29 protein-coding genes, 9 tRNA genes and 3 rRNA genes are annotated in these 25674 nt (G+C 41.2%); 37 read left to right on the top strand and 4 right to left on the bottom strand.

The annotated features are described in order from the left end of the window. Nucleotides 1-5: 5 nt before the first annotated feature. The 20 genes from rpmD (at nucleotide 6) to ACO1DI_RS23800 (ending at nucleotide 13217) form a co-directional block, all read left to right on the top strand. Nucleotides 6-188, top strand: coding sequence for a 50S ribosomal protein L30 (gene rpmD, locus ACO1DI_RS23895; RefSeq protein ID WP_013054945.1), 183 nt, complete (start codon nucleotides 6-8; stop codon nucleotides 186-188). A gap of 33 nt (nucleotides 189-221) precedes the next feature. Continuing rightward, a complete protein-coding gene (gene rplO, locus ACO1DI_RS23890) occupies nucleotides 222-662 on the top strand; it encodes a 50S ribosomal protein L15 (protein ID WP_013054946.1) in 441 nt (146 codons plus the stop codon). Next, nucleotides 662-1954, top strand: a complete 1293-nt coding sequence (gene secY / locus ACO1DI_RS23885) for a preprotein translocase subunit SecY (protein WP_423145656.1) — start codon at nucleotides 662-664, stop codon at nucleotides 1952-1954. Before rplO ends, secY begins: the two co-directional genes overlap by 1 nt. Before the next feature lie 66 nt (nucleotides 1955-2020). Continuing rightward, nucleotides 2021-2674 (top strand): adenylate kinase, encoded by a 654-nt coding sequence (locus ACO1DI_RS23880; protein WP_013054948.1) that lies wholly within the window; start codon nucleotides 2021-2023, stop codon nucleotides 2672-2674. After that, a complete protein-coding gene (gene map / locus ACO1DI_RS23875; protein ID WP_014462024.1) occupies nucleotides 2671-3417 on the top strand; it encodes a type I methionyl aminopeptidase in 747 nt (248 codons plus the stop codon). The genes ACO1DI_RS23880 and map overlap by 4 nt, the downstream gene beginning before the upstream one ends. Before the next feature lie 235 nt (nucleotides 3418-3652). Beyond that, nucleotides 3653-3871 (top strand): translation initiation factor IF-1, encoded by a 219-nt coding sequence (infA, locus tag ACO1DI_RS23870; RefSeq protein WP_010285101.1) that lies wholly within the window; start codon nucleotides 3653-3655, stop codon nucleotides 3869-3871. Nucleotides 3872-3908: 37 nt separating this feature from the next. Beyond that, a complete protein-coding gene (gene rpmJ, locus ACO1DI_RS23865) occupies nucleotides 3909-4022 on the top strand; it encodes a 50S ribosomal protein L36 (RefSeq protein WP_003156543.1) in 114 nt (37 codons plus the stop codon). 24 nt (nucleotides 4023-4046) lie between these two features. Further along, nucleotides 4047-4412, top strand: a complete 366-nt coding sequence (gene rpsM / locus ACO1DI_RS23860; RefSeq protein WP_013054950.1) for a 30S ribosomal protein S13 — start codon at nucleotides 4047-4049, stop codon at nucleotides 4410-4412. A gap of 23 nt (nucleotides 4413-4435) precedes the next feature. Further along, nucleotides 4436-4825: a 30S ribosomal protein S11 gene (gene rpsK, locus ACO1DI_RS23855; RefSeq protein WP_013054951.1), complete on the top strand. Its 390-nt coding sequence runs from the start codon at nucleotides 4436-4438 to the stop codon at nucleotides 4823-4825. Between the two features lie 180 nt (nucleotides 4826-5005). Next, nucleotides 5006-5950 (top strand): DNA-directed RNA polymerase subunit alpha, encoded by a 945-nt coding sequence (locus ACO1DI_RS23850; protein WP_013054952.1) that lies wholly within the window; start codon nucleotides 5006-5008, stop codon nucleotides 5948-5950. Nucleotides 5951-5994: 44 nt separating this feature from the next. Further along, nucleotides 5995-6357, top strand: a complete 363-nt coding sequence (gene rplQ, locus ACO1DI_RS23845; RefSeq protein WP_013054953.1) for a 50S ribosomal protein L17 — start codon at nucleotides 5995-5997, stop codon at nucleotides 6355-6357. 138 nt (nucleotides 6358-6495) lie between these two features. Further along, nucleotides 6496-7335, top strand: coding sequence for an energy-coupling factor ABC transporter ATP-binding protein (locus ACO1DI_RS23840; protein ID WP_013054954.1), 840 nt, complete (start codon nucleotides 6496-6498; stop codon nucleotides 7333-7335). Beyond that, nucleotides 7311-8180, top strand: coding sequence for an energy-coupling factor ABC transporter ATP-binding protein (locus ACO1DI_RS23835; protein WP_423145655.1), 870 nt, complete (start codon nucleotides 7311-7313; stop codon nucleotides 8178-8180). The genes ACO1DI_RS23840 and ACO1DI_RS23835 overlap by 25 nt, the downstream gene beginning before the upstream one ends. Beyond that, nucleotides 8177-8974 (top strand): energy-coupling factor transporter transmembrane component T family protein, encoded by a 798-nt coding sequence (locus tag ACO1DI_RS23830; RefSeq protein WP_014462022.1) that lies wholly within the window; start codon nucleotides 8177-8179, stop codon nucleotides 8972-8974. Before ACO1DI_RS23835 ends, ACO1DI_RS23830 begins: the two co-directional genes overlap by 4 nt. A gap of 18 nt (nucleotides 8975-8992) precedes the next feature. Next, nucleotides 8993-9733 (top strand): tRNA pseudouridine(38-40) synthase TruA, encoded by a 741-nt coding sequence (gene truA / locus ACO1DI_RS23825; protein ID WP_013054957.1) that lies wholly within the window; start codon nucleotides 8993-8995, stop codon nucleotides 9731-9733. Nucleotides 9734-9889: 156 nt separating this feature from the next. Next, nucleotides 9890-10327, top strand: a complete 438-nt coding sequence (gene rplM, locus ACO1DI_RS23820; protein ID WP_013054958.1) for a 50S ribosomal protein L13 — start codon at nucleotides 9890-9892, stop codon at nucleotides 10325-10327. A 22-nt stretch (nucleotides 10328-10349) separates the two neighbouring features. Further along, on the top strand, nucleotides 10350-10742 hold the full coding sequence (rpsI, locus tag ACO1DI_RS23815; protein ID WP_013054959.1) for a 30S ribosomal protein S9: 393 nt from the start codon (nucleotides 10350-10352) through the stop codon (nucleotides 10740-10742). 111 nt (nucleotides 10743-10853) lie between these two features. Next, nucleotides 10854-11276 carry a DUF2521 family protein gene (locus ACO1DI_RS23810; RefSeq protein ID WP_013054960.1) on the top strand — a complete coding sequence of 141 codons (423 nt, stop codon included), beginning with the start codon at nucleotides 10854-10856 and terminating at the stop codon, nucleotides 11274-11276. A 70-nt stretch (nucleotides 11277-11346) separates the two neighbouring features. Continuing rightward, nucleotides 11347-12054: an N-acetylmuramoyl-L-alanine amidase CwlD gene (gene cwlD / locus ACO1DI_RS23805; RefSeq protein WP_115652898.1), complete on the top strand. Its 708-nt coding sequence runs from the start codon at nucleotides 11347-11349 to the stop codon at nucleotides 12052-12054. Between the two features lie 89 nt (nucleotides 12055-12143). Next, nucleotides 12144-13217, top strand: a complete 1074-nt coding sequence (locus ACO1DI_RS23800; protein ID WP_423145654.1) for an Mrp/NBP35 family ATP-binding protein — start codon at nucleotides 12144-12146, stop codon at nucleotides 13215-13217. 38 nt (nucleotides 13218-13255) lie between these two features. Here the strand turns inward: ACO1DI_RS23800 and ACO1DI_RS23795 are convergent, their stop codons facing one another. Together ACO1DI_RS23795 and gerD are read right to left on the bottom strand one after the other, a co-directional pair. Then, complete coding sequence (locus ACO1DI_RS23795; protein WP_071277644.1) at nucleotides 13256-14164, bottom strand: LysR family transcriptional regulator; 909 nt, start codon at nucleotides 14162-14164, stop codon at nucleotides 13256-13258. 187 nt (nucleotides 14165-14351) lie between these two features. Then, a complete protein-coding gene (gene gerD, locus ACO1DI_RS23790) occupies nucleotides 14352-14981 on the bottom strand; it encodes a spore germination lipoprotein GerD (RefSeq protein ID WP_013054964.1) in 630 nt (209 codons plus the stop codon). A 145-nt stretch (nucleotides 14982-15126) separates the two neighbouring features. Here gerD and ACO1DI_RS23785 point away from each other — a divergent pair, with 145 nt between their 5' ends. Further along, nucleotides 15127-15747, top strand: coding sequence for a KinB-signaling pathway activation protein (locus ACO1DI_RS23785; RefSeq protein WP_302892760.1), 621 nt, complete (start codon nucleotides 15127-15129; stop codon nucleotides 15745-15747). Nucleotides 15748-15791: 44 nt separating this feature from the next. Here ACO1DI_RS23785 and pdaB read toward each other — a convergent pair whose 3' ends face one another. Further along, nucleotides 15792-16556 carry a polysaccharide deacetylase family sporulation protein PdaB gene (gene pdaB / locus ACO1DI_RS23780; RefSeq protein ID WP_014462001.1) on the bottom strand — a complete coding sequence of 255 codons (765 nt, stop codon included), beginning with the start codon at nucleotides 16554-16556 and terminating at the stop codon, nucleotides 15792-15794. Nucleotides 16557-16667: 111 nt separating this feature from the next. Between pdaB and ACO1DI_RS23775 the strand changes: the two genes are divergently transcribed. The 14 genes from ACO1DI_RS23775 to rocF all read left to right on the top strand — a co-directional run bounded on the left by ACO1DI_RS23775 (nucleotide 16668) and on the right by rocF (nucleotide 23921). Then, on the top strand, nucleotides 16668-16892 hold the full coding sequence (locus tag ACO1DI_RS23775) for a hypothetical protein (protein WP_258873761.1): 225 nt from the start codon (nucleotides 16668-16670) through the stop codon (nucleotides 16890-16892). A gap of 255 nt (nucleotides 16893-17147) precedes the next feature. After that, nucleotides 17148-18699 (top strand): 16S ribosomal RNA (locus tag ACO1DI_RS23770). A gap of 225 nt (nucleotides 18700-18924) precedes the next feature. Next, nucleotides 18925-21860: ribosomal RNA gene (locus ACO1DI_RS23765) — 23S ribosomal RNA — on the top strand. Nucleotides 21861-21968: 108 nt separating this feature from the next. Beyond that, a 5S ribosomal RNA gene (gene rrf / locus ACO1DI_RS23760) occupies nucleotides 21969-22084 on the top strand. Together the 16S, 23S and 5S rRNA genes with 9 tRNA genes alongside form the textbook arrangement of a ribosomal RNA operon. 9 nt (nucleotides 22085-22093) lie before the next feature. Further along, nucleotides 22094-22168: transfer RNA gene (locus tag ACO1DI_RS23755), tRNA-Asn, on the top strand. Nucleotides 22169-22171: 3 nt separating this feature from the next. Further along, nucleotides 22172-22246, top strand: a tRNA-Glu gene (locus ACO1DI_RS23750). 23 nt (nucleotides 22247-22269) lie between these two features. Next, nucleotides 22270-22345: transfer RNA gene (locus tag ACO1DI_RS23745), tRNA-Val, on the top strand. Nucleotides 22346-22349: 4 nt separating this feature from the next. Then, a tRNA-Thr gene (locus ACO1DI_RS23740) sits at nucleotides 22350-22425 on the top strand. A gap of 8 nt (nucleotides 22426-22433) precedes the next feature. Next, a tRNA-Tyr gene (locus ACO1DI_RS23735) sits at nucleotides 22434-22517 on the top strand. 7 nt (nucleotides 22518-22524) lie between these two features. Continuing rightward, nucleotides 22525-22599 (top strand) — tRNA-Gln (locus ACO1DI_RS23730). A 4-nt stretch (nucleotides 22600-22603) separates the two neighbouring features. Continuing rightward, nucleotides 22604-22676, top strand: a tRNA-Lys gene (locus tag ACO1DI_RS23725). A gap of 9 nt (nucleotides 22677-22685) precedes the next feature. Beyond that, a tRNA-Gly gene (locus tag ACO1DI_RS23720) sits at nucleotides 22686-22760 on the top strand. A 22-nt stretch (nucleotides 22761-22782) separates the two neighbouring features. Next, nucleotides 22783-22858 (top strand) — tRNA-Ala (locus tag ACO1DI_RS23715). A 163-nt stretch (nucleotides 22859-23021) separates the two neighbouring features. Beyond that, complete coding sequence (rocF, locus tag ACO1DI_RS23710) at nucleotides 23022-23921, top strand: arginase (protein WP_014461999.1); 900 nt, start codon at nucleotides 23022-23024, stop codon at nucleotides 23919-23921. Nucleotides 23922-24004: 83 nt separating this feature from the next. On the opposite strand, the gene ACO1DI_RS23705 is transcribed toward rocF, so the two are convergent. Continuing rightward, the gene (locus ACO1DI_RS23705) at nucleotides 24005-24175 is read right to left on the bottom strand and encodes an aspartyl-phosphate phosphatase Spo0E family protein (RefSeq protein WP_223260213.1); all 171 of its coding nucleotides are present in this window, start codon (nucleotides 24173-24175) and stop codon (nucleotides 24005-24007) included. A 155-nt stretch (nucleotides 24176-24330) separates the two neighbouring features. Here ACO1DI_RS23705 and sigW point away from each other — a divergent pair, with 155 nt between their 5' ends. Further along, nucleotides 24331-24894 carry an RNA polymerase sigma factor SigW gene (sigW, locus tag ACO1DI_RS23700; RefSeq protein ID WP_013054969.1) on the top strand — a complete coding sequence of 188 codons (564 nt, stop codon included), beginning with the start codon at nucleotides 24331-24333 and terminating at the stop codon, nucleotides 24892-24894. A 14-nt stretch (nucleotides 24895-24908) separates the two neighbouring features. Beyond that, nucleotides 24909-25514 (top strand): anti-sigma factor family protein, encoded by a 606-nt coding sequence (locus tag ACO1DI_RS23695; protein ID WP_013081391.1) that lies wholly within the window; start codon nucleotides 24909-24911, stop codon nucleotides 25512-25514. The last annotated feature ends 160 nt before the right edge of the window (nucleotides 25515-25674 follow it).

The raw sequence follows: 25674 nt of genomic DNA, 5'->3' as shown, positions 1-25674 counted from the left end.
ATAGAATGGCAAACAAACTAGCAATTACCCTTACTCGTAGCGTAATTGGTCGTCCAGAAGATCAACGTGTAACTGTTCGTACACTTGGCCTACGTAAGTTAAATCAAACTGTCGTTCAAGACGATAATCCTGCAATTCGCGGAATGATTAACAAAGTAGCTCACCTTGTTACAGTAAAAGAGCAATAAGTATAAATTGTCACTCTAAGGAGGTGCTCCGGAATGAAACTTCATGAATTGAAACCAGCTGAAGGTTCACGTAAAGTACGTAACCGTGTAGGTCGTGGTACTGGTTCAGGTAACGGAAAGACTTCAGGTAAAGGTCACAAAGGGCAAAACGCTCGCTCTGGCGGTGGCGTAAGACCTGGCTTCGAAGGTGGTCAAACTCCTTTATTCCGTCGTCTTCCAAAACGTGGGTTCACTAATATCAATCGTAAAGAATACGCGATCGTTAATTTAGAAGCTCTTAACCGTTTTGAAGATGGAACTGAAGTAACACCAGAATTATTAATCGAAACTGGTTTAGTAAGCAAAGCAAAAGCTGGCGTTAAAGTACTAGGAAACGGTACATTAAACTCTAAGCTAACTGTTAAAGCTGCTAAATTCTCTTCAACTGCTAAAGAAGCTATCGAAGCTGCTGGCGGTACAGTTGAGGTGATCTAATGTTTCAAACAATCTCCAATTTAATGCGCGTGCGTGAAATAAGACAAAAAATCTTTTTCACTTTGTTAATGTTAATTGTCTTCCGAATTGGTACATTTATTCCTGTACCAAGTGTTAATACGGATGTACTAAAATTGCAAGATGGGTTAAATGTATTCGGGGTTCTGAATACATTTGGCGGCGGCGCGTTAAAAAACTTCTCCATTCTTGCTATGGGCATTATGCCTTATATTACAGCATCCATCATCGTCCAATTATTGCAGATGGATGTTGTACCTAAGTTTACAGAATGGTCAAAGCAGGGAGATGTTGGGCGCCGTAAATTAGCTCAAGTAACTCGTTATGGAACAATTGTGCTTGGATTTATCCAGGCTTTAGGTATGTCTATAGGATTCAACAATATTTCGGGCGGACAATTGATCGCTAATCCAGGAATTTCTACGTATCTTCTAATTGCTACAGTGTTAACGGCAGGTACTGCCTTCTTAATGTGGTTAGGAGAGCAGATTACTGCAAAAGGCGTAGGTAATGGTATTTCTATCATTATCTTTGCTGGTATTGCAGCTGGTATTCCGACAACATTAAATCAAATTTATGCACAGCAATTTGAAGACGTTGGGGATCAATTATTCATTCGTATCGTAACGGTAGTTTTAATTGCCATCGCAGTTTTAGCTATTATTGTTGGTGTTATTTACTTCCAACAAGCGCTACGAAAAATTCCTATTCAATATGCAAAGGGTTCAGCTGGTCGTAATCCTGTTGGAGGTCAATCCACTCATTTACCGTTAAAAGTAAATGCTGCTGGGGTTATTCCTGTTATCTTTGCAGTTTCATTTATTATCACACCACCAACAATTGCATCATTTTTCGGTCCAAATGATGTAACGACGTGGATTCAGAATACATTTGACTATACTAAGCCAATTGGTATGATAGTGTATGTAGCGTTAATCATTGCTTTTTGTTACTTCTATACATTTGTTCAAGTTAACCCTGAACAAGTAGCAGAGAACTTGAAAAAGCAAGGTGGCTACATCCCAGGCATCCGTCCTGGTAAAAGCACACAAGCTTATTTAACGAAAGTGTTATATCTTCTGACATTAATCGGTTCGATATTCCTTGCGTTAATTGCTGTGTTGCCGGTTCTGTTCATCAAAATTGCAAACCTACCATCATCTGCTCAGATCGGCGGTACTAGTTTGTTAATTGTTGTCGGTGTAGCTCTTGAGACAATGAAACAGCTCGAGAGTCAATTAGTGAAACGCCATTATAAGGGATTTATTAAGTAAAGCTGTTTAGTGGGAAGCAAGCTGCTTTCCCATTAAACGGATAAGATACTGAGGGGGAAGCAAGAAATGAATTTAGTGTTAATGGGCCTTCCTGGTGCTGGGAAAGGTACTCAAGCAGAAAAAATCGTTGAGCATTACGATATCCCTCATATCTCAACAGGAGATATGTTCCGAGCTGCAATTAAAGAAGGAACGCAACTAGGTTTAAAAGCTAAATCATTTATGGACCAAGGTAACCTTGTTCCTGATGAAGTAACAATTGGAATTGTGCGCGAGCGTTTAAACAAACAAGATTGTGAAAATGGCTTTTTACTTGATGGCTTCCCAAGAACAGTAGCCCAAGCAGAAGCTCTTGAAACAATTACAAAAGAACTAAACAAGCAAATTGATTATGTGATTAATATTGATGTAGATCAAAGCATTTTAATGGAGCGTCTTACTGGACGCCGCATTTGTAAAGATTGCGGAGCTACTTACCACTTAGTATTCAATCCTCCTGCGAAAGAAGGAGTTTGTGACAAATGTGGCGGAGAGCTTTACCAACGTGCAGATGACAATGCTGAGACGGTTTCAACTAGACTTTCAGTTAATGTTAAACAATCTCAACCTCTACTTGATTTCTATCAAGAAAAAGGTTATCTACGCAATATTAATGGTAATCAAGATATTAACATTGTGTTTGAGGATGTTCGTCAATTACTTGCTGGGGTTAAGCAATGATCATTTGCAAGACACCAGAGGAAATTGAGGTCATGCGTGAAGCTGGACGAATCGTGGCTTTAACTCATCAAGAGTTAAAAAAGCATATCGCTCCAGGTATTACGACTATAGAATTGGATGCAATTGCTGAAAATTTTATTCGTCAACATGATGCAATTCCGTCTTTTAAAGGGTATAATGGTTTTCGCGGCAGTGTATGTGCTTCTGTGAATGAAGAATTAGTTCATGGTATTCCGGGTGAACGCAAGCTTAATGAAGGGGATATCATCAGTTTAGACATCGGAGCTAAATTCGGTGGCTATCACGGTGATTCAGCTTGGACATATGGAGTAGGAAAGATTTCATTAGAAAATCAAGAGCTGCTTGATGTGACTGAGCAATCTCTCTACAAAGGATTAGCAGAAGCTAAGCCAGGTGAGCGTTTGTCGAATATTTCACATGCTATTCAACAGTACGCAGAATCACGTAACTTTTCGATTGTAAGAGAATATGTTGGCCATGGGGTCGGCAAAGACTTACATGAAGATCCGCAAGTACCTCATTATGGTCCACCGAATAAAGGACCGCGTCTACGTCCAGGCATGGTATTGGCAGTTGAGCCAATGGTGAATGCTGGTATGCGATATGTAAAAACATTACCTGATAACTGGACAGTTGTCACAGTAGATGGTAAAATGTGTGCGCACTTCGAACATACTATTGCAATTACTGAGACGGGATATGAAATTCTGACAGCATTGTAATGTTAAAGGATGTTATCTCTATCCATTCCTCGCTAGATGCACTGGACAGTAAACAGTAATTATCTAAATTCACGATGATCGTTTTTCGTCTGAATTGCTGTTAAAATGGTAAAGATGTATATTAGCGTCAATCATCTTGAATTTAATGATTACGATCTCCGGATGTTCAGAACAGGTTCTTTTTAAGTCGTTTAATGATAGCTTGTTACTGTTTCAAAGAAAGGAGAGCACTTTAATGGCAAAAGACGATGTAATTGAAGTTGAAGGTACAGTTGCTGAGACTTTACCTAACGCTATGTTCAAGGTAGAATTAGAAAATGGTCATACAGTACTTGCTCACGTATCAGGAAAAATTCGCATGCATTTCATTCGAATCTTACCTGGTGATAAAGTAACTGTAGAATTGTCACCATACGATTTAACTCGCGGTAGAATTACGTACCGTTTCAAATAAAACCTATGCACTCCGTACTATCAAGGAGGTATGAAACATGAAAGTCAGACCATCAGTTAAACCAATCTGCGAAAAATGTAAAGTTATCCGTAGAAAAGGTAAAGTAATGGTAATTTGTGAAAACCCTAAGCATAAACAAAAACAAGGTTAATCAATAAGGAGGTGCACTATTCATATGGCACGTATTGCTGGTGTTGATATTCCTCGTGACAAGCGTGTAGTAATTTCATTAACATACATTTTCGGTATTGGTCGTCCAACTGCTGAAAAAGTTCTAGCTGAAGCTGGAGTTTCTGAAGATACTCGCGTTCGTGACTTAACAGAAGAAGAATTAGGTAAAATTCGTGATATTTTAGATAGCTATAAAGTAGAAGGCGATCTTCGTCGTGAAGTTTCTTTAAACATCAAACGTTTAATTGAGATTGGTTCATACCGTGGTATCCGCCACCGTCGTAGTTTACCAGTTCGTGGTCAAAACAGTAAAAACAATGCTCGTACACGTAAAGGCCCACGCCGTACTGTAGCGAACAAGAAGAAATAATTAGTAAGGGAGGTCATTAACAGATGGCACGTAAAACTAATACACGTAAACGTCGCGTGAAAAAGAATATTGAAGCTGGTGTAGCTCATATTCGCTCAACGTTTAACAACACTATTGTAACAATTACAGATGTTCACGGTAATGCGATTGCTTGGTCTAGTGCAGGCGCACTTGGCTTCAGAGGTTCTCGTAAATCTACTCCATTTGCTGCGCAAATGGCTGCTGAAACTGCTGCTAAAGTTTCTATGGATAACGGAATGAAAACTCTTGAAGTTACAGTTAAAGGCCCTGGTGCTGGTCGTGAAGCAGCTATCCGTGCTCTTCAAGCTGCAGGTTTAGAAGTAACAGCTATTAAAGATGTTACTCCTGTACCTCACAACGGATGCCGCCCACCAAAACGTCGTCGTGTATAATTAATATGTATAGATTCTATTTCGTTGTCTATAATGATGATGGTGTAGAATTTATTCATGCAACGAAATGTTTTCCATTTGTTGTGCACATTCGGGAACTGTCTAATAGGGAATTTCGGTTAGGCATTTGAGAAATCAGCCGTCTAGCCGAGGTTTCGACGTTTTGAAGGAGGGTTTATATTGATAGAGATTGAAAAGCCAAAAATTGAAACGGTAGAAATCAGCGATGATAGAAAGTACGGTAAATTCGTCGTCGAACCACTTGAGCGTGGATATGGTACTACTTTGGGTAACTCCTTACGTCGTATCCTATTATCCTCACTCCCTGGTGCAGCTGTAACATCTATTCAAATTGAAGGTGTATTACATGAATTTTCAACAGTTCCTGGAGTTGTTGAAGATGTAACAAACATCATTTTAAACGTTAAAAAGTTAGCGTTGAAGATTTACTCTGATGAAGAGAAAACACTTGAGATCGATGTTAAAGGTCCTGGTACAGTAACGGCTGCTGACATTCAAGCAGACAGCGATATCGAAGTTCTAAATCCAGATCTTCATATTGCAACACTTGAGTCAGATGCTCATTTCCGTATGAGACTTACTGCTCGCACAGGTCGAGGTTATAATCCTGCCGATGCTAACAAGCGTGAAGACCAACCAATTGGTGTACTTCCAATTGATTCAATCTATACGCCTGTTACTCGCGTATCGTATTATGTAGAGAATACTCGTGTTGGTCAAATGACAAATTACGATAAGTTAACGTTGGATGTTTGGACTGACGGTAGCATCGAGCCAGAAAAAGCTGTTGCTTTAGGTGCAAAGATTCTAACTGAACACTTAAATATCTTCGTTAACTTAACAGATGAAGCTCAAAAAGCAGAGATCATGGTAGAAAAAGAAGAAGACCAGAAAGAAAAAGTTCTAGAGATGACGATCGAGGAACTGGATTTATCTGTTCGTTCTTACAACTGCTTAAAACGAGCAGGCATCAATACTGTACAAGAGCTTGCTAATAAAACAGAAGAAGATATGATGAAAGTTCGTAACTTAGGCCGTAAATCTTTAGAAGAAGTTAAAGCTAAACTTGAAGAATTAGGTTTGGGTCTACGTAAGGACGACTGATTATATCTACCTGTTTAACTACTTAACAAAGGAGGGGACCTCACATGTCTTACCGTAAATTAGGTCGTACAAGCGCACAACGCAAGGCGCTTCTTCGTGATTTAACAACTGATTTAATCATCAGTGAACGCATTGAGACAACTGAAGCTCGTGCAAAAGAATTACGTTCAACTGTTGAAAAAATGATTACTTTAGGTAAACGTGGAGATCTACACGCTCGTCGTCAAGCTGCATCTTACATCCGTAATGAAGTAGCTAACGAAGAAGCTGGTCAAAGCGCTTTACAAAAACTATTCAGCGATATCGCTACTCGCTACGAAGATCGCCAAGGCGGTTACACTCGTATCTTAAAAGTTGGACCTCGCCGTGGTGACGGTGCTCCAATGGTTATCATTGAATTAGTTTAATATTTTTAATACAGATAGAAAAGGGCGAGACAGTGTGTAACTAGTCGTTGCCCTTTTTTTATACCTTAAACCGGGTAAATAGTGTAAAAAGCCAATGTAGGCAATGCTGCAATAGAAAAAGCTGAGAGGAAGATAGCGTTGAAAGAAATGTCTTTAGAGGTAAAAGATTTATGCTTTCGATACGATCCTGAAGCAGACCTAACATTAGATCACCTTTCTCTCTCTGCTTATAAAGGTGAATGGTTAGCGATAGCTGGACATAATGGATCTGGTAAGTCGACGCTGGCACGAATTCTAAACGGCCTTTTGCTACCTGAAAAAGGAACGGTTCGAGTGGGCGATACTCTTTTATCTGAAGAAACAATATGGGATGTGCGCAAGCAGATTGGAATGGTGTTTCAAAATCCAGATAATCAATTTGTTGGCTCAACCGTTCAAGACGATATTGCGTTTGGGCTTGAAAACAATGGGATTCCATTTGAGATTATGGAAAAACGTATACCTGAAGCAATCGAAATGGTCAACATGAGTGCTTTTCTGGATCAAGAGCCTCATCAGCTATCAGGTGGACAAAAACAGCGTGTGGCCATTGCGGGTATAATTGCCGTACAGCCATCTGTCATCATTCTAGATGAAGCAACATCCATGTTAGATCCTATTGGGCGAACTGAAGTACTTGAAACTGTTAGAAAATTAAAAGAAGAAAAACAACTGACGGTTATTTCAATTACTCACGATTTAGATGAAGTAGCAATGGCTGACAGAGTCGTTGTGATGAACAAAGGGAAGATCTATGCAACAGGTACTCCACGCGAAGTATTTGCATTAGGTTCCAAGTTAACGGATATTGGACTAGACTTGCCGTTTTCCGTTAAACTAAGCCATCGTTTTGCTTCCGTAGGAATTCCTTTATCAAAAATTCATTTAACAGATGAGGACTTGGTGGACGAACTATGGACATTATATTCAAAGAAGTAGAGCATTGTTATCAAGTTAATACACCATTTGAACGAATTGCTCTACATGACTTAAATTTAAACATTAAATCAGGTACATTTTTGGCTGTTATTGGCCATACTGGTTCTGGGAAATCAACAATCATACAGCATCTGAATGCCTTATTGAAGCCAACTGCTGGTGAAATTCAAATCGGTGAGCGCACAATTAAAGCCAATCGAAAAGAAAAGAATTTAAAAGCTATTCGTCAGCAAGTAGGCGTGGTGTTTCAATTTCCAGAACATCAGCTTTTTGAAGAAACGGTGGAAAAAGATATAGCTTTTGGACCAATGAATTATGGCGTTTCGGAAGAAGAAGCAAAGCAAAAAGCAAGAGAGCTTATCAAGTTAGTAGGGCTGCCAGAAGACATTCTGACCAGATCTCCTTTTGATTTGAGTGGTGGACAAATGCGTCGTGTAGCGATAGCAGGTATTCTAGCGATGAATCCTAATGTGCTAATTTTAGATGAACCAACTGCTGGATTGGACCCTAGAGGGCGTCAAGAAATTATGAATATGATTTATCGTCTTCATAAAGAAAAAGGCTTGACGACGATTCTCGTGACTCACAGCATGGAAGATGCAGCTATGTACGCTGATGAGCTAATTGTGATGAATAAGGGAACGATTGCGATGAAAGGGTCACCTAGAGAAGTGTTTGGTCAGTACAAGCAGTTAAAAGAATATGGATTGGATGTTCCAGAATCGCTTCGCTTTATGCTGAAGCTGCAAGAGAAATTTCAGCTTGAAGCATCGGATACGGTTATTACCTTTTCTGAAGTGGTAGAGAAAGTGCAGCGCCTTATTCAGCAAGGTGAACGATTATGATGAACTCAATCATTATTGGTAAGTATGTGCCGGGGCATTCTGTTGTCCATCGAATGGATCCTCGGGCCAAGCTGCTTCTTGTATTTGCGTATGTATTAATTGTGTTTTTAGCAAATAACCCTATCGGCTATGCTTTTTTAGGTGTGTATACCCTTATGATAGTGGCCATGAGTAAAGTGCCTGTTTCATTTATTTTAAGAGGGTTAAAGCCCGTTCTGTTTATTATTATTATCACGTTTCTTTTGCACATTTTTATGACAAAGGAAGGTCCTCTTTTGTTTGAATGGGGATGGTTTTCTGTCTATAAAGGCGGCCTTATTCAAGGTGTTTTAATTTCCTTGCGCTTCTTGTTCTTAATTTTAATTACGACAATGCTCACTTTAACGACTACGCCCATTGAAGTAACAGATGGAATGGAAAGCTTGCTGAATCCATTTAAAAAGCTCAAGCTTCCTGTTCATGAATTAGCTTTAATGATGTCCATTTCTCTTCGCTTTATTCCTACATTGATGGAAGAGACAGATAAAATTATTAAAGCGCAGACAGCACGAGGAGTGGACTTTAGCACCGGTCCCGTTACGGATCGTTTGAAAGCTGTCGTTCCTTTACTTGTTCCTCTATTTATAGGTTCATTTAAGCGTGCTGAAGAGCTAGCTATTGCCATGGAGGCAAGGGGTTATAAAGGCGGAGAAGGGCGTACAAAGTATCGTCAATTGAAATGGGGAAGCATAGATACAATTATGCTTTTACTTCTGCTGGCAGTAGCAGTTGTTTTAGTGCTGATTAGAACGTAAAGATTGTTTGGTGAAAAGATGAAACGTTTAAAATGTATAGTTGCATACGACGGCACACACTTTTCAGGTTATCAAGTTCAACCCAATAAGCGAACTGTTCAACTGGAGATTGAAGCCGTTTTAGAGAAAATGCATAACAAAAAAGTGCCGATTTACGCCTCTGGACGAACGGACACAAATGTTCATGCACAGGGGCAAGTCATTCATTTTGATACAAACCTAAATATTCCATGTGATAAGTGGAAAAAAGCATTGAATTCAATGCTACCAGATGATATTGTAATGAAGAATGTATGTGAAGTTGATGCACATTTTCACGCCCGGTATGACGTTACTTCAAAAGAGTATCGCTATCATATTTTGCGCGGCGAAGATCGAAATCCTTTCACTCGTTCTTATGCATACCATTACCCTTATCCATTAGACTACTCAAAAATGAAAAAAGCCATCACATATTTACTCGGTACACACGACTTTACAAGCTTCTGTTCAGCGAGAACAGAAGTGGAAGATAAGATTCGTACGATTTACAAGATTGATATGTATGAAGAGAATAGTCAGCTTGTGTTTAGATTCGTTGGAAGTGGCTTTCTGTATAATATGGTTCGTATTCTTGTTGGAACGCTTTTAGAAGTAGGACAAGGGCGTATTGAACCAGATGCTATAAAAGATATTCTAGAAAGCAAATCACGTCCTCGTGCAGGGAAAACTGCGCCTTCGCAAGGACTATATTTATGGCGCGTTTTCTATGACAACTAAACCTGGTGTAACATTTTCTTGACATTAGTAGCTTAAAGATATAATATATCATATGGTATGTATTTTAACCCCACGGTTAGCCCCGGAAATTAATCGTGTTGAAATAGAAGGTTGAAATAATTTTATAATTGATGATGAAAATTAGGAGGGAAACTCATGCGTACAACTTTCATGGCGAAAGCAAACGAAGTAGAGCGTAAATGGTATGTTGTCGATGCTGAAGGTAAAACTTTAGGTCGTTTAGCAAGTGAAGTAGCATCAATCTTACGCGGTAAACATAAACCAACTTTTACACCACATGTTGATACTGGTGATCACGTGATCCTTATCAATGCGTCAAAAATCGAACTAACAGGTAAAAAATTAACTGATAAAATTTATTACCGTCACAGCATGCACCCAGGTGGTTTGAAACAACGTACAGCATTAGAAATGCGTACTAACTACTCTGAGAAAATGCTTGAATTAGGAATCAAAGGCATGCTTCCAAAAGGTAGCCTAGGCCGTCAAATGTTCAAAAAATTACATGTGTATGCTGGTGAAACACATCCACATGAAGCACAAAAACCAGAAGTTTACGAACTTCGCGGATAATTAATAAGAGGAGGTTATTATCTTGGCACAGGTACAATATTACGGAACTGGTCGTCGTAAAAGCTCTGTTGCTCGTGTACGTTTAGTACCAGGTAACGGTCGCGTAACAATCAACGGTCGTGAAATCGAAGAATACATTCCATTTGCTGCACTACGTGAAGTAGTAAAACAACCACTTGCTTTAACTGAAACTGTAGGTAACTATGACGTATTTGTAAACGTTAATGGTGGAGGTTATGCAGGTCAAGCTGGCGCTATTCGTCACGGAATCTCTCGTGCTTTATTAGAAGCAGACCCTGAATACCGTGGAACATTAAAACGTGCTGGTCTATTAACTCGTGACGCTCGTGCGAAAGAACGTAAAAAATACGGTCTTAAAGGCGCTCGTCGTGCACCACAATTCTCAAAACGTTAATTTTATATTACGTTTCAAGCCTTGGTCTTTGGACCAAGGCTTTTTTTATTTGTTGTTTGCGTATGAGACGAAGGCTTGTGCAGACAATATGTAAAAAAGGGAGGCGTTATCGTGAACGAGGTTACATATTTAAAAGAAAAACGTTATGAAAAAGAAATGAAATATGAACGCAAAGTCCTAAGGGAACTATCGTTTGATTTGCTTCAAGAGAGGCTGCGCCGTTATTTTCATCCAATGTTTCAGTGGAATATGCTAGGAGACGAACATGTGGAGGAGTACTGTCTTGACATTGCTATCGAATCATTTTTATTAGGTGCCCGGGTGAGTAAACGTGGTAAAGGCTACGAAGATTTTCAGAAGCACAGTAAGCAAGAAGAGTCTCTTTTAATTGATACATTGTACGGAGCCGTCAGCATGTCTGTAACAGATCTTTATCAAGATGGTCTGTATTATTTGTGTCAAGGATATGTGCAAGACTGGTGGAAAGAAGGTTATCGAACCGCAGAAAAAAGACGTCGGTTACGTTTGCATTAAAAAGTACTCATAATTCCCGTTCTTGTCCCATATAGAAATAAATAGGTGAGGCAAGAAGGGAAGGGATAAAATGTCTAAAGTAAAAATAATGAGCACAATTATAGCGCTTCTCGTTCTTTTTGTAATTGTACAATATCAGATAGATCATAAAACATCATCCGGTTCGCTTTCACTTCCTCTTAGCGGCAAAGTCATTGTTCTAGATCCTGGACACGGCGGCGTTGATGGCGGAGCCGTAGGAGAGGATGAAGTGCTTGAAAAAGAAATAACTCTTAAGATTTCGTTACTGCTTCGAGACTATCTGCAAGAGCAAGGAGCGCTTGTTATTATGACGAGAGAAAAAGACGAAGACCTAGCGGCTAAAGACACACGAGGGTACAGTCGCAGAAAAGTAGAGGACTTAAAAAATCGCTTAACGATGATTAATAAATCCAATGCCGATTTGTACTTAAGTATTCACTTAAATGCTATTCCATCCTCTGCGTGGAGAGGAGCTCAAACTTTCTATTACGGGTCTCTAAAAGAAAATGAGCAAGTGGCCAAACTCATTCAACAAGAGCTAAGAAATAATCTGGATAATACGAGTCGTGAAGCAAAAGCAATTCAAACTCTTTACCTTCTTAAGCATTCTAAGCCACCCGGTGCTTTGGTTGAAGTAGGATTCTTATCAAATCCTACAGAACGTAAAATGCTTCAATCGAAACGCTATCAAAAAAAGTTAGCTGAATCCATTTATGAAGGAGTCAGCCGGTATTTTACTGGAGAAAAGCCTAAATAAAAAGCATAGCATGCTTCTATTCAGAAAAATCTAATATGTGTGATATACTTGATAGTATAAATAATAGATTTTAACATGGTGGTGGGAGTATGCTAACGGAAAAGCAAGTAAAAGAAGTAGTAGGGGAAATTACAGATCCATTTTTAAATAAAAAACTATCAGAAACAGATGCGATTAAAGAAATAACAATTAAAGCTGAAAAACAGCATGTAAGCCTTAAGATTGCTGTTGCGAAAACAGGTACTAGTGAACAGTTAAGCCTTCAAGGTACGATTGTAGAAGGGTTAAAAAAAGCAGGTGTACAGTCGGTTGGACTGAGATTTGTTGAGTTTAAGCCTGAAGAACTTCAGCAGTACCGCGCTGAGCAACCGAATACTGGCAACTTACTAACTAGTCCGAATGCACCTGAATTTATTGCTATTGCAAGCGGTAAAGGAGGCGTTGGTAAATCAACAGTCTCTGTGAACCTCGCCGTTTCTTTAGCTCGTTTAGGTAAGAAAGTTGGTTTAATTGATGCTGATATTTATGGATTCAGTGTTCCAGATATGATGGGAATTACACAACGTCCTGTGGTAGAAGGAGAAAAGATTATTCCAGTTGAGCGCTTCGGAGTACAAGTTATTTCAATGGGCTTCTTTGTAGAAGATAATTCACCCGTTATCTGGCGAGGACCTATGCTTGGAAAAATGTTGACGAGCTTTTTTACAGAAGTTGAATGGGGAGAATTAGATTATCTTTTACTAGACTTACCTCCCGGAACAGGTGATGTCGCATTAGACGTTCACTCCATGCTTCCTGCTTGTAAAGAAGTGATTATTACAACACCACATCCTACAGCGGCATTTGTTGCAGCTAGAGCGGGTGCTATGGCTTTGAAAACCGATCATGAGGTAATTGGAGTCGTAGAAAATATGGCTTACTTTGAAAGCCAGCTAACAGGGGAAAAAGAGTATGTATTTGGTAAAGGCGGAGGTCCAAAACTGGCTGAGGAACTTCAGACAGAACTGTTAGGACAGCTTCCGTTAAGTCAGCCCGACTGGAATGAAGAAGATTTTGCGCCTTCCATTTACGATGAATCGCATCGTTTAGGTCAAATATACGGAGAGATTGCAAGCAAGATTGCATTTATTTGCGAAAATGAAAAAGCAGCAACGGGAAAATAACAAAAAGCACGCGCTGTTCGAGCGCGTGCTTTTTGTTATTATACAGAGAGTTCAATCTGCGCCTTTTTTAAATCAAATGCAAGGTTTTGTTTTAAGAGAGCTAAAAATGTTTTTCCAGCTGTACTTACGGTGTGAGATTGGTGCTTTAAAATGCCGATTGCAGGGCCCTCATGCAAGTCATGAATTGTTTTAACCACCACTTGATCTGGCGGAAGAGTTGCGCTTATTTGTGGAACAACGGCTATTCCTAAGTTTTCTTTTACAAAATGCTGAAGTGTGCTAATAGTGCCTAACTGGACTTTAGCAGGCAGCTGGCCTGTTCGCTCAAAGATTAGCTGCTCAATTTTCTTTTGAACAGAAGATTGCCCAGCTGTAATCAGCGTTTCGTGTATTAAATCTTTTGCAAAGATTGTTTTTCTTTTTGTTAGAGCATGATTGAATGGTAATAGCAGCACAAGTTTTTCCGTTAGTAATGCCTCAAATTCTATATCTCTGAACGATTCTGAGACAGTGCCAATCGCGAAATCAATTTCTTGATTGCGTATATGTTGATGAAGGTGCTTTTCGTCTGCAACGAGTAAGCTAATTTCTGTGTTGGGATATCTTTTTTTAAATAATGAGAGAATGGAAGGCAGTCGACTGCTTGCTGTAGGTTCTGCAGCACCTATACGGATCGTGCCAGCTTCGCCTGTTGAATAATCCTTTAAGGTGTTATTTAGATACTCATATTCCTTTAGTAAAATATTTGCTCGCTCGTAAAAGATTTTACCTGCTTCAGTAAGTTTAATGCTTTTTCCTCGTTCTAAAAGCTTAAATCCTAGTTCGGATTCTAACTTTTGAATGTGAAGTGTAATGGTAGGCTGAGAGTACTTTAAATATTCAGCGGCTAATTGAAAGCTTCCTAAACGAACAATGGTTTGAAACGTTTTAATAACGCGAAATTCCATCAAATTCCCTCCCTTTGCTATAAAACGATTGTGTTAATTTCTAATATTTTACCATAAAGCTAAGAATTAAAGTTTACAATTCCAATAAAAATACTAAGTATTAAAAAATATAAAGAAGTTGTTTAGGTTTTTTAATAAAAATAAATGACATAATTAAATACGCACCTCATATGAGATGCGTATTTAATCACTGCTGTTGCTGCTCTCCGCCTGAATCAGATCCAGAGGAAGAAGAACCACCGTCGTCGCTGCTTTGTTTTTGTCCACCTTGTGTTTCTTCAGCGGCTTTCAAAAGAATGTCTTGAATTTTAGATTGATAAAGAGGGCTATCAAACGTTTCGGTCATAATTTTTTGTAAATAAGTGCGATATTCTTTACTCTTTAAAACAGTCAGTACTTCTTTTTCCATAGCCGGATCCTTTAAAACATCTTGAAGCATTCCTTGATATTCAGGATCTTTCATCAGTTGTTTGATGACCGTCTTATTTTCTTTTTCCAAACTTTTAGCAAAGCTTTCAGCAAACTTCGGATCATCCATGGCTTTTTTCCAAAATTCCACGCCTTTATCTGATACTAGGGTTTGAGAAATTGTATCTTTTATCGCGTTTTGATCCATTAAAATATCTTGTCTAACAGAAGGGTCTTTCATAATTGCCTCGACTGCTTTTTTTCCTTCATCTGTTTTTAAAATATCAACAACCATTTTCTTTGTTTGATCATAATCCATACCATTGTTCTCTTCATCTTGCGGTGCACAGGCTGTAGCTAAAAGCATACACATTCCTATATAAATGAGGAGCATGAGTCGCTTTTTCATAGTAATGAGCTCCTTTCCTAATATGCTTACGCTTAATATGAGATAATCAAGGTTTTTTATTCATAAAAGAGCTCTAGATTTTTCAAAACGTGATTGGTACAATTTATGAAAAGGTACAATTTTGTAACTTATGGGGGAGATGGAAGTGAATAGTCGAAATTGGGTTCGTCTATTTCTAACCACGTTAGCTGTCGGGGGTATAAGTACAGCTGTTGTTGGGTTTGCGGTGCGCTGGGGGGAATACGGTCACTTATTTCAACAAGGAAAGATAGGAGAAATTGTTGCTGTTTTAACATGGCTCGTAGGCGTAGGGTTTATTTTTAGTTTAATTAGCCAAATGGGGTTTTTTGCATATTTAACTATTCACCGTTTTGGGTTGGGAATTTTTAAATCTGCATCACTTTGGAAATCGGTTCAAATTGTATTTGTTTTATTTGTATTATTTGACGTTACTTATTTTCGATATAAGTTCTTTCAACAACCGGGAGAAGGCATAGGTAAGTATATTTTGTTAAGCGTTTTCTTGTTAGCGGTGGGGTTATTAGTGGCGTATGCAAAGAAAAAGCAGACGAATAAAGAGGCTTTTGTACCAGCGCTGTTTTTTATGATTGTTGTAACGACAATTGAATGGTTCCCAGCGCTGCGAACGAACGAAGAAAGCTGGCTTTACCTTATGTTGTTTCCACTTCTAATTTGTAATATGTATCAACTTCTTATTTTGCCCAAACTTCTTACGCACGCAAGAATAGCAAAAGCAGACAAATAGCATATTTGTCTGCTTTTCCTTTCCATATACAGTGGAAATAGATCTTATCGGATATCTTTTACTTGGGTTTTTGAATTTGAAATTAATGTTGAAACACTTACGTTTGAGACTTTTTTATTTTGTAATGAATTCTTGATATATGGAATAGCCTTTGCTGTTTGTTGAGCGGAGTCAGACGCGTGCAGCAATATAATATCTCCTCCGTCTAAAGGCTTTGTAACATTGGAGACAATTTTTTCAACCCCTGGATTTGTCCAGTCTTTAGAATCAATGCTCCAGTGAACAGTAGTATATCCTATATCTGCTGTTAATTTTAAGATGTCTTTATTAAATTGCCCGTTAGGAGGACGAAGAAGGTGAACATCTTTAAGGCCTAGGGAATCAAAGACTTTCTTTGATTTTGCAAGATCCTGTCTAATCTCATTAGGTTCTAGGCTTGTATAGGAAGTATAGTCATAGCCCATTGTGCCAATTTCGTGACCTTCTTTCTTAATGCGCTCTACAATATCTGGGTGACGCTCAGCCCATGAAGCAGATAAAAAGAAAGTAGCATGTTCAATATGCTGTCTTTTTAGTTCATTCAGAATGGGAATAGCTCTTTCATCTCCCCAGCTGATGTTAAACGTAAGAGCAACTTCCGGATTTTTGTCATCCGCCTTATAAACAGCTCTTGGACCGTTATCGGTTGAAAACACGGGAAAGTGAAACGTCTGCTGAGCATAGAGAAAAAAGCTTGTAAAAAACGCAGCAACTACGATAAGCATTGTTTGTTTGATTCTTTTGGCTCGAATAGTATAAAACATATTCATTTTGTCACCTCATTTAATAAGTAGTACTTGTCTAATTTGTATGCGTTTTGTCTACAATTAATAACAGGTAAGGAAAAGAACAATTGATTTTATTTTGATGTTTGAGAATCAATGTCGCAAAAAGAAGGTGAATCAATGAAAATTTGTTTATTTAATCAGGTGGAGTGTTTAGAGTTAGAAGCACTACTTAGAGAAGAAATGAAGAGAACAAACGTGGCTTTTCAACAAAGTTTGAATCATGTAGTTCTTGAACGAAACATTCAAGAAAAGTATCAAATCCTCTCAAAGATCTTGCTAAGGTTCGGTGAAAGCAGGGAAGTAAATAAGGTTTTTTGATGAAATGAAAAAAACTTTTCAAAAAGTGTTGACTTTATATAGTACAGATGTTAAATTATTAAATGTCGCTGATGAGTGATTGGAAAACAATCGCAATTCATCAGAAATAAAATATTAAAAAAGTTGTTGACAAATGAAAGACAACTTGTTAATATAAGAAAGTCGCTCAAGAGCGGCGGTTGAACTTTGAAAACTGAACAAAGCGACAAACGTCAACGTTAATTTTTATTTTTTAAATTGAGCAAGTCAAACATTTCTTCGGAGAGTTTGATCCTGGCTCAGGATGAACGCTGGCGGCGTGCCTAATACATGCAAGTCGAGCGAACTAATTAGAAGCTTGCTTCTATGACGTTAGCGGCGGACGGGTGAGTAACACGTGGGCAACCTGCCTGTAAGACTGGGATAACTTCGGGAAACCGAAGCTAATACCGGATAGGATCTTCTCCTTCATGGGAGATGATTGAAAGATGGTTTCGGCTATCACTTACAGATGGGCCCGCGGTGCATTAGCTAGTTGGTGAGGTAACGGCTCACCAAGGCAACGATGCATAGCCGACCTGAGAGGGTGATCGGCCACACTGGGACTGAGACACGGCCCAGACTCCTACGGGAGGCAGCAGTAGGGAATCTTCCGCAATGGACGAAAGTCTGACGGAGCAACGCCGCGTGAGTGATGAAGGCTTTCGGGTCGTAAAACTCTGTTGTTAGGGAAGAACAAGTACGAGAGTAACTGCTCGTACCTTGACGGTACCTAACCAGAAAGCCACGGCTAACTACGTGCCAGCAGCCGCGGTAATACGTAGGTGGCAAGCGTTATCCGGAATTATTGGGCGTAAAGCGCGCGCAGGCGGTTTCTTAAGTCTGATGTGAAAGCCCACGGCTCAACCGTGGAGGGTCATTGGAAACTGGGGAACTTGAGTGCAGAAGAGAAAAGCGGAATTCCACGTGTAGCGGTGAAATGCGTAGAGATGTGGAGGAACACCAGTGGCGAAGGCGGCTTTTTGGTCTGTAACTGACGCTGAGGCGCGAAAGCGTGGGGAGCAAACAGGATTAGATACCCTGGTAGTCCACGCCGTAAACGATGAGTGCTAAGTGTTAGAGGGTTTCCGCCCTTTAGTGCTGCAGCTAACGCATTAAGCACTCCGCCTGGGGAGTACGGTCGCAAGACTGAAACTCAAAGGAATTGACGGGGGCCCGCACAAGCGGTGGAGCATGTGGTTTAATTCGAAGCAACGCGAAGAACCTTACCAGGTCTTGACATCCTCTGACAACTCTAGAGATAGAGCGTTCCCCTTCGGGGGACAGAGTGACAGGTGGTGCATGGTTGTCGTCAGCTCGTGTCGTGAGATGTTGGGTTAAGTCCCGCAACGAGCGCAACCCTTGATCTTAGTTGCCAGCATTTAGTTGGGCACTCTAAGGTGACTGCCGGTGACAAACCGGAGGAAGGTGGGGATGACGTCAAATCATCATGCCCCTTATGACCTGGGCTACACACGTGCTACAATGGATGGTACAAAGGGCTGCAAGACCGCGAGGTCAAGCCAATCCCATAAAACCATTCTCAGTTCGGATTGTAGGCTGCAACTCGCCTACATGAAGCTGGAATCGCTAGTAATCGCGGATCAGCATGCCGCGGTGAATACGTTCCCGGGCCTTGTACACACCGCCCGTCACACCACGAGAGTTTGTAACACCCGAAGTCGGTGGAGTAACCGTAAGGAGCTAGCCGCCTAAGGTGGGACAGATGATTGGGGTGAAGTCGTAACAAGGTAGCCGTATCGGAAGGTGCGGCTGGATCACCTCCTTTCTAAGGATTTTTACATGACGTACGTTTTGACACTTTGTTCAGTTTTGAGAGTTCAATCTCTCAATTATAGAAAGCATACTACTTTCTTCTTATTAGATAAGAAGAATTTTGGTTGCGATTGTTCTTTGAAAACTAGATAACAGTAATTGCTGAGGAAAAGTGAAACTTTTCTTTAATCAAACCAATAAATAACACAACAGTATGTTGTACCATTTATTCGCTAATGGTTAAGTTAGAAAGGGCGCACGGTGAATGCCTTGGCACTAGGAGCCGATGAAGGACGGGACTAACACCGATATGCTTCGGGGAGCTGTAAGTGAGCTTTGATCCGGAGATTTCCGAATGGGGAAACCCACTGTTCGTAATGGAACAGTATCTTTATCTGAATACATAGGATATTGAAGGCAGACCCGGGGAACTGAAACATCTAAGTACCCGGAGGAAGAGAAAGCAAATGCGATTTCCTGAGTAGCGGCGAGCGAAACGGAATTAGCCCAAACCAAGAGGCTTGCCTCTTGGGGTTGTAGGACACTCTATACGGAGTTACAAAGGAACGAAGTAAATGAAGCGACCTGGAAAGGTCCGTCGAAGAAGGTAACAACCCTGTAGTTGAAACTTCGTTCCCTCTTGAGTGGATCCTGAGTACGGCGGAACACGTGAAATTCCGTCGGAAGCTGGGAGGACCATCTCCCAAGGCTAAATACTACCTAGTGACCGATAGTGAACCAGTACCGTGAGGGAAAGGTGAAAAGCACCCCGGAAGGGGAGTGAAAGAGATCCTGAAACCGTGTGCCTACAAGTAGTCAGAGCCCGTTAACGGGTGATGGCGTGCCTTTTGTAGAATGAACCGGCGAGTTACGATCCCATGCAAGGTTAAGCTGATAAGGCGGAGCCGTAGCGAAAGCGAGTCTGAATAGGGCGTTTAGTATGTGGTTGTAGACCCGAAACCAGGTGATCTACCCATGTCCAGGGTGAAGTTCAGGTAACACTGAATGGAGGCCCGAACCCACGCACGTTGAAAAGTGCGGGGATGAGGTGTGGGTAGCGGAGAAATTCCAATCGAACCTGGAGATAGCTGGTTCTCTCCGAAATAGCTTTAGGGCTAGCCTCATGTTGTGAGAGTCTTGGAGGTAGAGCACTGATTGGACTAGGGGCCCCCAACGGGTTACCGAATTCAGTCAAACTCCGAATGCCAAAGACTTATCCATGGGAGTCAGACTGCGAGTGATAAGATCCGTAGTCAAAAGGGAAACAGCCCAGACCACCAGCTAAGGTCCCCAAGTATACGTTAAGTGGAAAAGGATGTGGAGTTGCTTAGACAACCAGGATGTTGGCTTAGAAGCAGCCACCATTTAAAGAGTGCGTAATAGCTCACTGGTCGAGTGACTCTGCGCCGAAAATGTACCGGGGCTAAACGTATCACCGAAGCTGTGGATTGACATCTTTGATGTCAGTGGTAGGAGAGCGTTCTAAGTGCTGTGAAGTCAGACCGTAAGGACTGGTGGAGCGCTTAGAAGTGAGAATGCCGGTATGAGTAGCGAAAGACAAGTGAGAATCTTGTCCACCGAATGCCTAAGGTTTCCTGAGGAAGGCTCGTCCGCTCAGGGTTAGTCGGGACCTAAGCCGAGGCTGAAAAGCGTAGGCGATGGCCAACAGGTTGATATTCCTGTACCACCTCCCCGCCGTTTGAGTAATGGGGGGACGCAGTAGGATAGGGTAAGCGCGCTGCTGGATATGCGCGTTCAAGCAGTTAGGCTGATGAGTAGGCAAATCCGCTCATCATAAAGGCTGAGCTGTGATGACGAGGGAATTATAGTACCGAAGTTCCTGATTCCACACTGCCAAGAAAAGCCTCTAGCGAGGCGGGAGGTGCCCGTACCGCAAACCGACACAGGTAGGCGAGGAGAGAATCCTAAGGTGATCGAGAGAACTCTCGTTAAGGAACTCGGCAAAATGACCCCGTAACTTCGGGAGAAGGGGTGCTCTGGTAGGGTGTATAGCCCGAGAGAGCCGCAGTGAATAGGCCCAGGCGACTGTTTAGCAAAAACACAGGTCTCTGCGAAGCCGCAAGGCGAAGTATAGGGGCTGACGCCTGCCCGGTGCTGGAAGGTTAAGAGGAGGGGTTATCCTTTGGGAGAAGCTCTGAATCGAAGCCCCAGTAAACGGCGGCCGTAACTATAACGGTCCTAAGGTAGCGAAATTCCTTGTCGGGTAAGTTCCGACCCGCACGAAAGGCGTAACGATCTGGGCACTGTCTCAACGAGAGACTCGGTGAAATTATAGTACCTGTGAAGATGCAGGTTACCCGCGACAGGACGGAAAGACCCCGTGGAGCTTTACTGTAGCCTGATATTGAATTTTGGTACAGCTTGTACAGGATAGGTAGGAGCCTGAGAAGCCGGAGCGCTAGCTTCGGTGGAGGCGTCGGTGGGATACTACCCTGGCTGTATTGAAATTCTAACCCGCGGCCCTGATCGGGCCGGGAGACAGTGTCAGGTGGGCAGTTTGACTGGGGCGGTCGCCTCCTAAAATGTAACGGAGGCGCCCAAAGGTTCCCTCAGAATGGTTGGAAATCATTCGTAGAGTGTAAAGGCACAAGGGAGCTTGACTGCGAGACCTACAAGTCGAGCAGGGACGAAAGTCGGGCTTAGTGATCCGGTGGTTCCGCATGGAAGGGCCATCGCTCAACGGATAAAAGCTACCCCGGGGATAACAGGCTTATCTCCCCCAAGAGTCCACATCGACGGGGAGGTTTGGCACCTCGATGTCGGCTCATCGCATCCTGGGGCTGTAGTCGGTCCCAAGGGTTGGGCTGTTCGCCCATTAAAGCGGTACGCGAGCTGGGTTCAGAACGTCGTGAGACAGTTCGGTCCCTATCCGTCGTGGGCGTAGGAAATTTGAGAGGAGCTGTCCTTAGTACGAGAGGACCGGGATGGACACACCGCTGGTGTACCAGTTGTCTTGCCAAAGGCATCGCTGGGTAGCTATGTGTGGACGGGATAAGTGCTGAAAGCATCTAAGCATGAAGCCCCCCTCAAGATGAGATTTCCCATAGCGCAAGCTAGTAAGATCCCTGAAAGATGATCAGGTTGATAGGTCAGAGGTGGAAGCGTGGCGACATGTGTAGCTGACTGATACTAATCGATCGAGGACTTAACCAAAACTTTAAAAGCGTAAGCTTTGCTCAGCAAACTGTTACCTAGTTTTGAGAGAACAAAACTTTTAAAAAAGTCTTGCTTTCTTTATCAAATCATGTATAATATAATATGTCTGGTGGCGATAGCGAAGAGGTCACACCCGTTCCCATACCGAACACGGAAGTTAAGCTCTTTAGCGCCAATGGTAGTTGGGACTTTGTCCCTGTGAGAGTAGGACGTTGCCAGGCTATTATTATTCCACAGTAGCTCAGTGGTAGAGCTATCGGCTGTTAACCGATCGGTCGTAGGTTCGAGTCCTACCTGTGGAGCCAACTGGCCCGTTGGTCAAGCGGTTAAGACACCGCCCTTTCACGGCGGTAACACGGGTTCGAATCCCGTACGGGTCACCATTTATTTTTATCTACATAATAGTGGAGGATTAGCTCAGCTGGGAGAGCACCTGCCTTACAAGCAGGGGGTCGGCGGTTCGATCCCGTCATCCTCCACCACCGTGCCGGTGTAGCTCAACTGGTAGAGCAACTGACTTGTAATCAGTAGGTTGGGGGTTCAAGTCCTCTTGCCGGCACCATTTATATCGGAGGGGTAGCGAAGTGGCTAAACGCGGCGGACTGTAAATCCGCTCCTTCGGGTTCGGCAGTTCGAATCTGCCCCCCTCCACCATCTTTATTGGGCTATCGCCAAGCGGTAAGGCAACGGATTTTGATTCCGTCATGCGTTGGTTCGAATCCAGCTAGCCCAGCCATAGAGAGCCATTAGCTCAGTTGGTAGAGCATCTGACTTTTAATCAGAGGGTCGAAGGTTCGAGTCCTTCATGGCTCATTTTAATAAGCGGAAGTAGTTCAGTGGTAGAACACCACCTTGCCAAGGTGGGGGTCGCGAGTTCGAACCTCGTCTTCCGCTCCATTTCTATATAAAAAAAGATATTGGGGCCTTAGCTCAGCTGGGAGAGCGCCTGCCTTGCACGCAGGAGGTCAGCGGTTCGATCCCGCTAGGCTCCACCATACATATGAACGTACAACCTTTAAGCAAATTGCTTAAAGGTTTTTTTGTGCAGTTTCTACAAATTAGAATTGTATATATATTCAAAAAAGTGTCGAGTTGAGCCATCGCTCATTTAGCCGTTACAATAAGAGAGTAGCAACATTTGTGATGGGGGGACATATTATGAATAAGCTTTCAATTATTGGAGTACCAATGGATTTAGGTCAAACTCGCCGTGGGGTCGATATGGGGCCAAGTGCGATACGATATGCAGGTGTCATTGAACGCATCGAGAATATTGGCTATAGTGTAGAAGATAAAGGGAATATTGAAATTGCCTTAGCTGAACGAGTACATAGTGATGAAAATACAAACTTAAAGAATTTAAAAGCTGTAGCAGATGCTAGCGAGAGGCTTGCTCAGACCGTAAGTGATGTTATTACAAATAAAAGGTTTCCTTTAGTGCTAGGGGGAGATCACAGTATCGCTATCGGAACACTAGCAGGAGTAAGTCGTCATTATAAAAACTTGGGCGTGATTTGGTATGATGCACACGGAGATTTGAATACAGCAGATACGTCTCCTTCAGGAAATATTCACGGTATGCCATTGGCGGCAAGTATAGGTGTAGGAGACGAAGCATTGACTCGAATTGGTGGTTATACACCTAAAGTTAAGCCTGAAAATATTGTGATTATCGGAGCACGTTCTTTAGATGAAGGAGAAAAAGAGCTAATAAAGGAAAAAGGCATTAAAGTGTATACGATGCATGAGATAGATCGAATGGGCATGACAAAAATAATGGAAGAAACAATTTTATATTTGCAGGATAAAACAGATGGCGTTCATCTATCACTCGATTTAGACGGACTGGATCCACATGATGCACCTGGAGTAGGAACACCAGTTATCGGTGGAATAAGCTATAGAGAAAGTCATTTAGCTATGGAGATGTTGGCAGAATCTCAGCTAATCACTTCTGCTGAGTTTGTGGAAGTGAATCCTATTTTAGATGAACGGAATAAAACAGCTACCGTAGCTGTTGCATTAATGGGCTCACTTTTAGGAGAAAAATTAGTATAAAACATTAATACCTACCAAAAGGTACATGAAATATATATGAAGATAAAAAAAAAGAAGCTCTTAGTTCAGATTCGAGAGCTTCTTTATATAGAGAAAAACTTTTCATATTCATTTAATAAACCATCTAGCTCTGAACTTACTCTCACCACTGTTAGTGATGATAAAGGGTTTTCTGCTGCAAGAGTGACCATGTTATTTCTACATTCTTCAATTTGATTCAAAAGGTTCTCTTTTGTATGAGTCAAGCTTTCCACTCCTCTTCTTTTCATCTATACTAATTACATAACCTACGTACGATCTTTTTAAACGTATTTGACAAATTTTTGTTAAAATAATTAAGCATAAGTGAAACTTTATGATAAAGTACACGTATATATACTATCCCGCAATGGGCGGAGGTAACCGTTACATGGATTTATTATTAAAAAGGAAAATAAAAAAAGTAAAAAAAGGTGACCAGGATGCGTTTGCTGACATAGTAGAATATCACAAGGATAAACTTTTTCATCTATGTTATCGAATGTTAGGAAACCGGGAAGAGGCGCAAGACGCTGCACAAGAAGCGTTTATTCGAGCCTATGTAAATATTCATAGCTATGACACAAGTAAAAAGTTTTCCACCTGGTTATATCGAATTGCTACAAATCTTTGTATTGATCGAATTCGTAAAAAAAAGCCAGACTATTATTTAGATGCAGAAGTAGCCGGGACCGACGGGTTAAATATGTACTCTCAAATAGCTGCCGATCAGGCCTTACCAGAGGAAGAACTAGAGCAAGTAGAATTGCAAGAATTCATTCAGTCGGAAATATTAAAGCTACCTGAGAAATATCGAACTGTCATTGTCCTAAAATATATAGATGAGCTGTCGTTAAAAGAAATCAGCGATATTTTAGACCTGCCGCTTGGTACGGTAAAGACTAGAATTCACAGAGGACGTGAAGCTTTAAGAAATCGACTTCGCCACTTGTAAGGAGTGAACTAAGAATGAAATGTCCAAAAATGTATGTAAATCTCATTCATGAACATTTAGATGGAGATATTACAAAAGAAAATGAACTATTATTAAAAGAGCATTTGCATCAATGCAAAGGTTGTCAGCAGCATATGCATCAGTTAAAAAGAACCATTGCATTTGTGCAAAGCACTTCTCATATAGAATTACCTATGAACTTTACAGCAGGTGTTATGGCTGGGTTACCACGTGAGAAGAATCGAATTCGAATGAATAGATGGTTTACAAACCACCCGATTCTTAGTGCAGCTGCTGTATTTGTGCTGTTAATGTCCGGCACGGTGTTTTCAGCTTGGGAAACGGATGAAGACTTTTCTGTTTCAAAGCAGCCGAACCTAGTCATTCACGATAAAACAGTCGTTGTACCAAAAGGTGAGACCGTTAAAGGTGATATTACTGTGAGAAATGGCGATATTAAAATTGAAGGAAAAGTAGATGGAAACGTTACTGTTATACATGGTGATAAGTACCTAGCTTCTGCAGGAGAAGTGACAGGCAATATTGAAGAGTTAGACAAGATTTTTGACTGGGTATGGTATAATGTCAAAACTCATGCCAAACAAGCTGTTGACTTTTAATAGTTGAAACATAAAACCGTCCACTTATCTTGTTAGAGAGGAACAGTGGACGGTTTTATTTATATAAAAAGAAGGCTACATTATATAGGAACAAGGATTTAAAAATAAGATGTAATTTACAGTGTAATTTTGTTTTATGGTATAATAAAACGGTTATGTT

Origin of the sequence: Priestia sp. 40 (genome assembly GCF_049368575.1) — a bacterium.
In the GTDB taxonomy this organism is placed as follows: domain Bacteria; phylum Bacillota; class Bacilli; order Bacillales; family Bacillaceae_H; genus Priestia; species Priestia zanthoxyli.
Note: the sequence above shows the minus strand (reverse complement) of the source record. Positions and strands in the feature narration are given on the sequence as shown.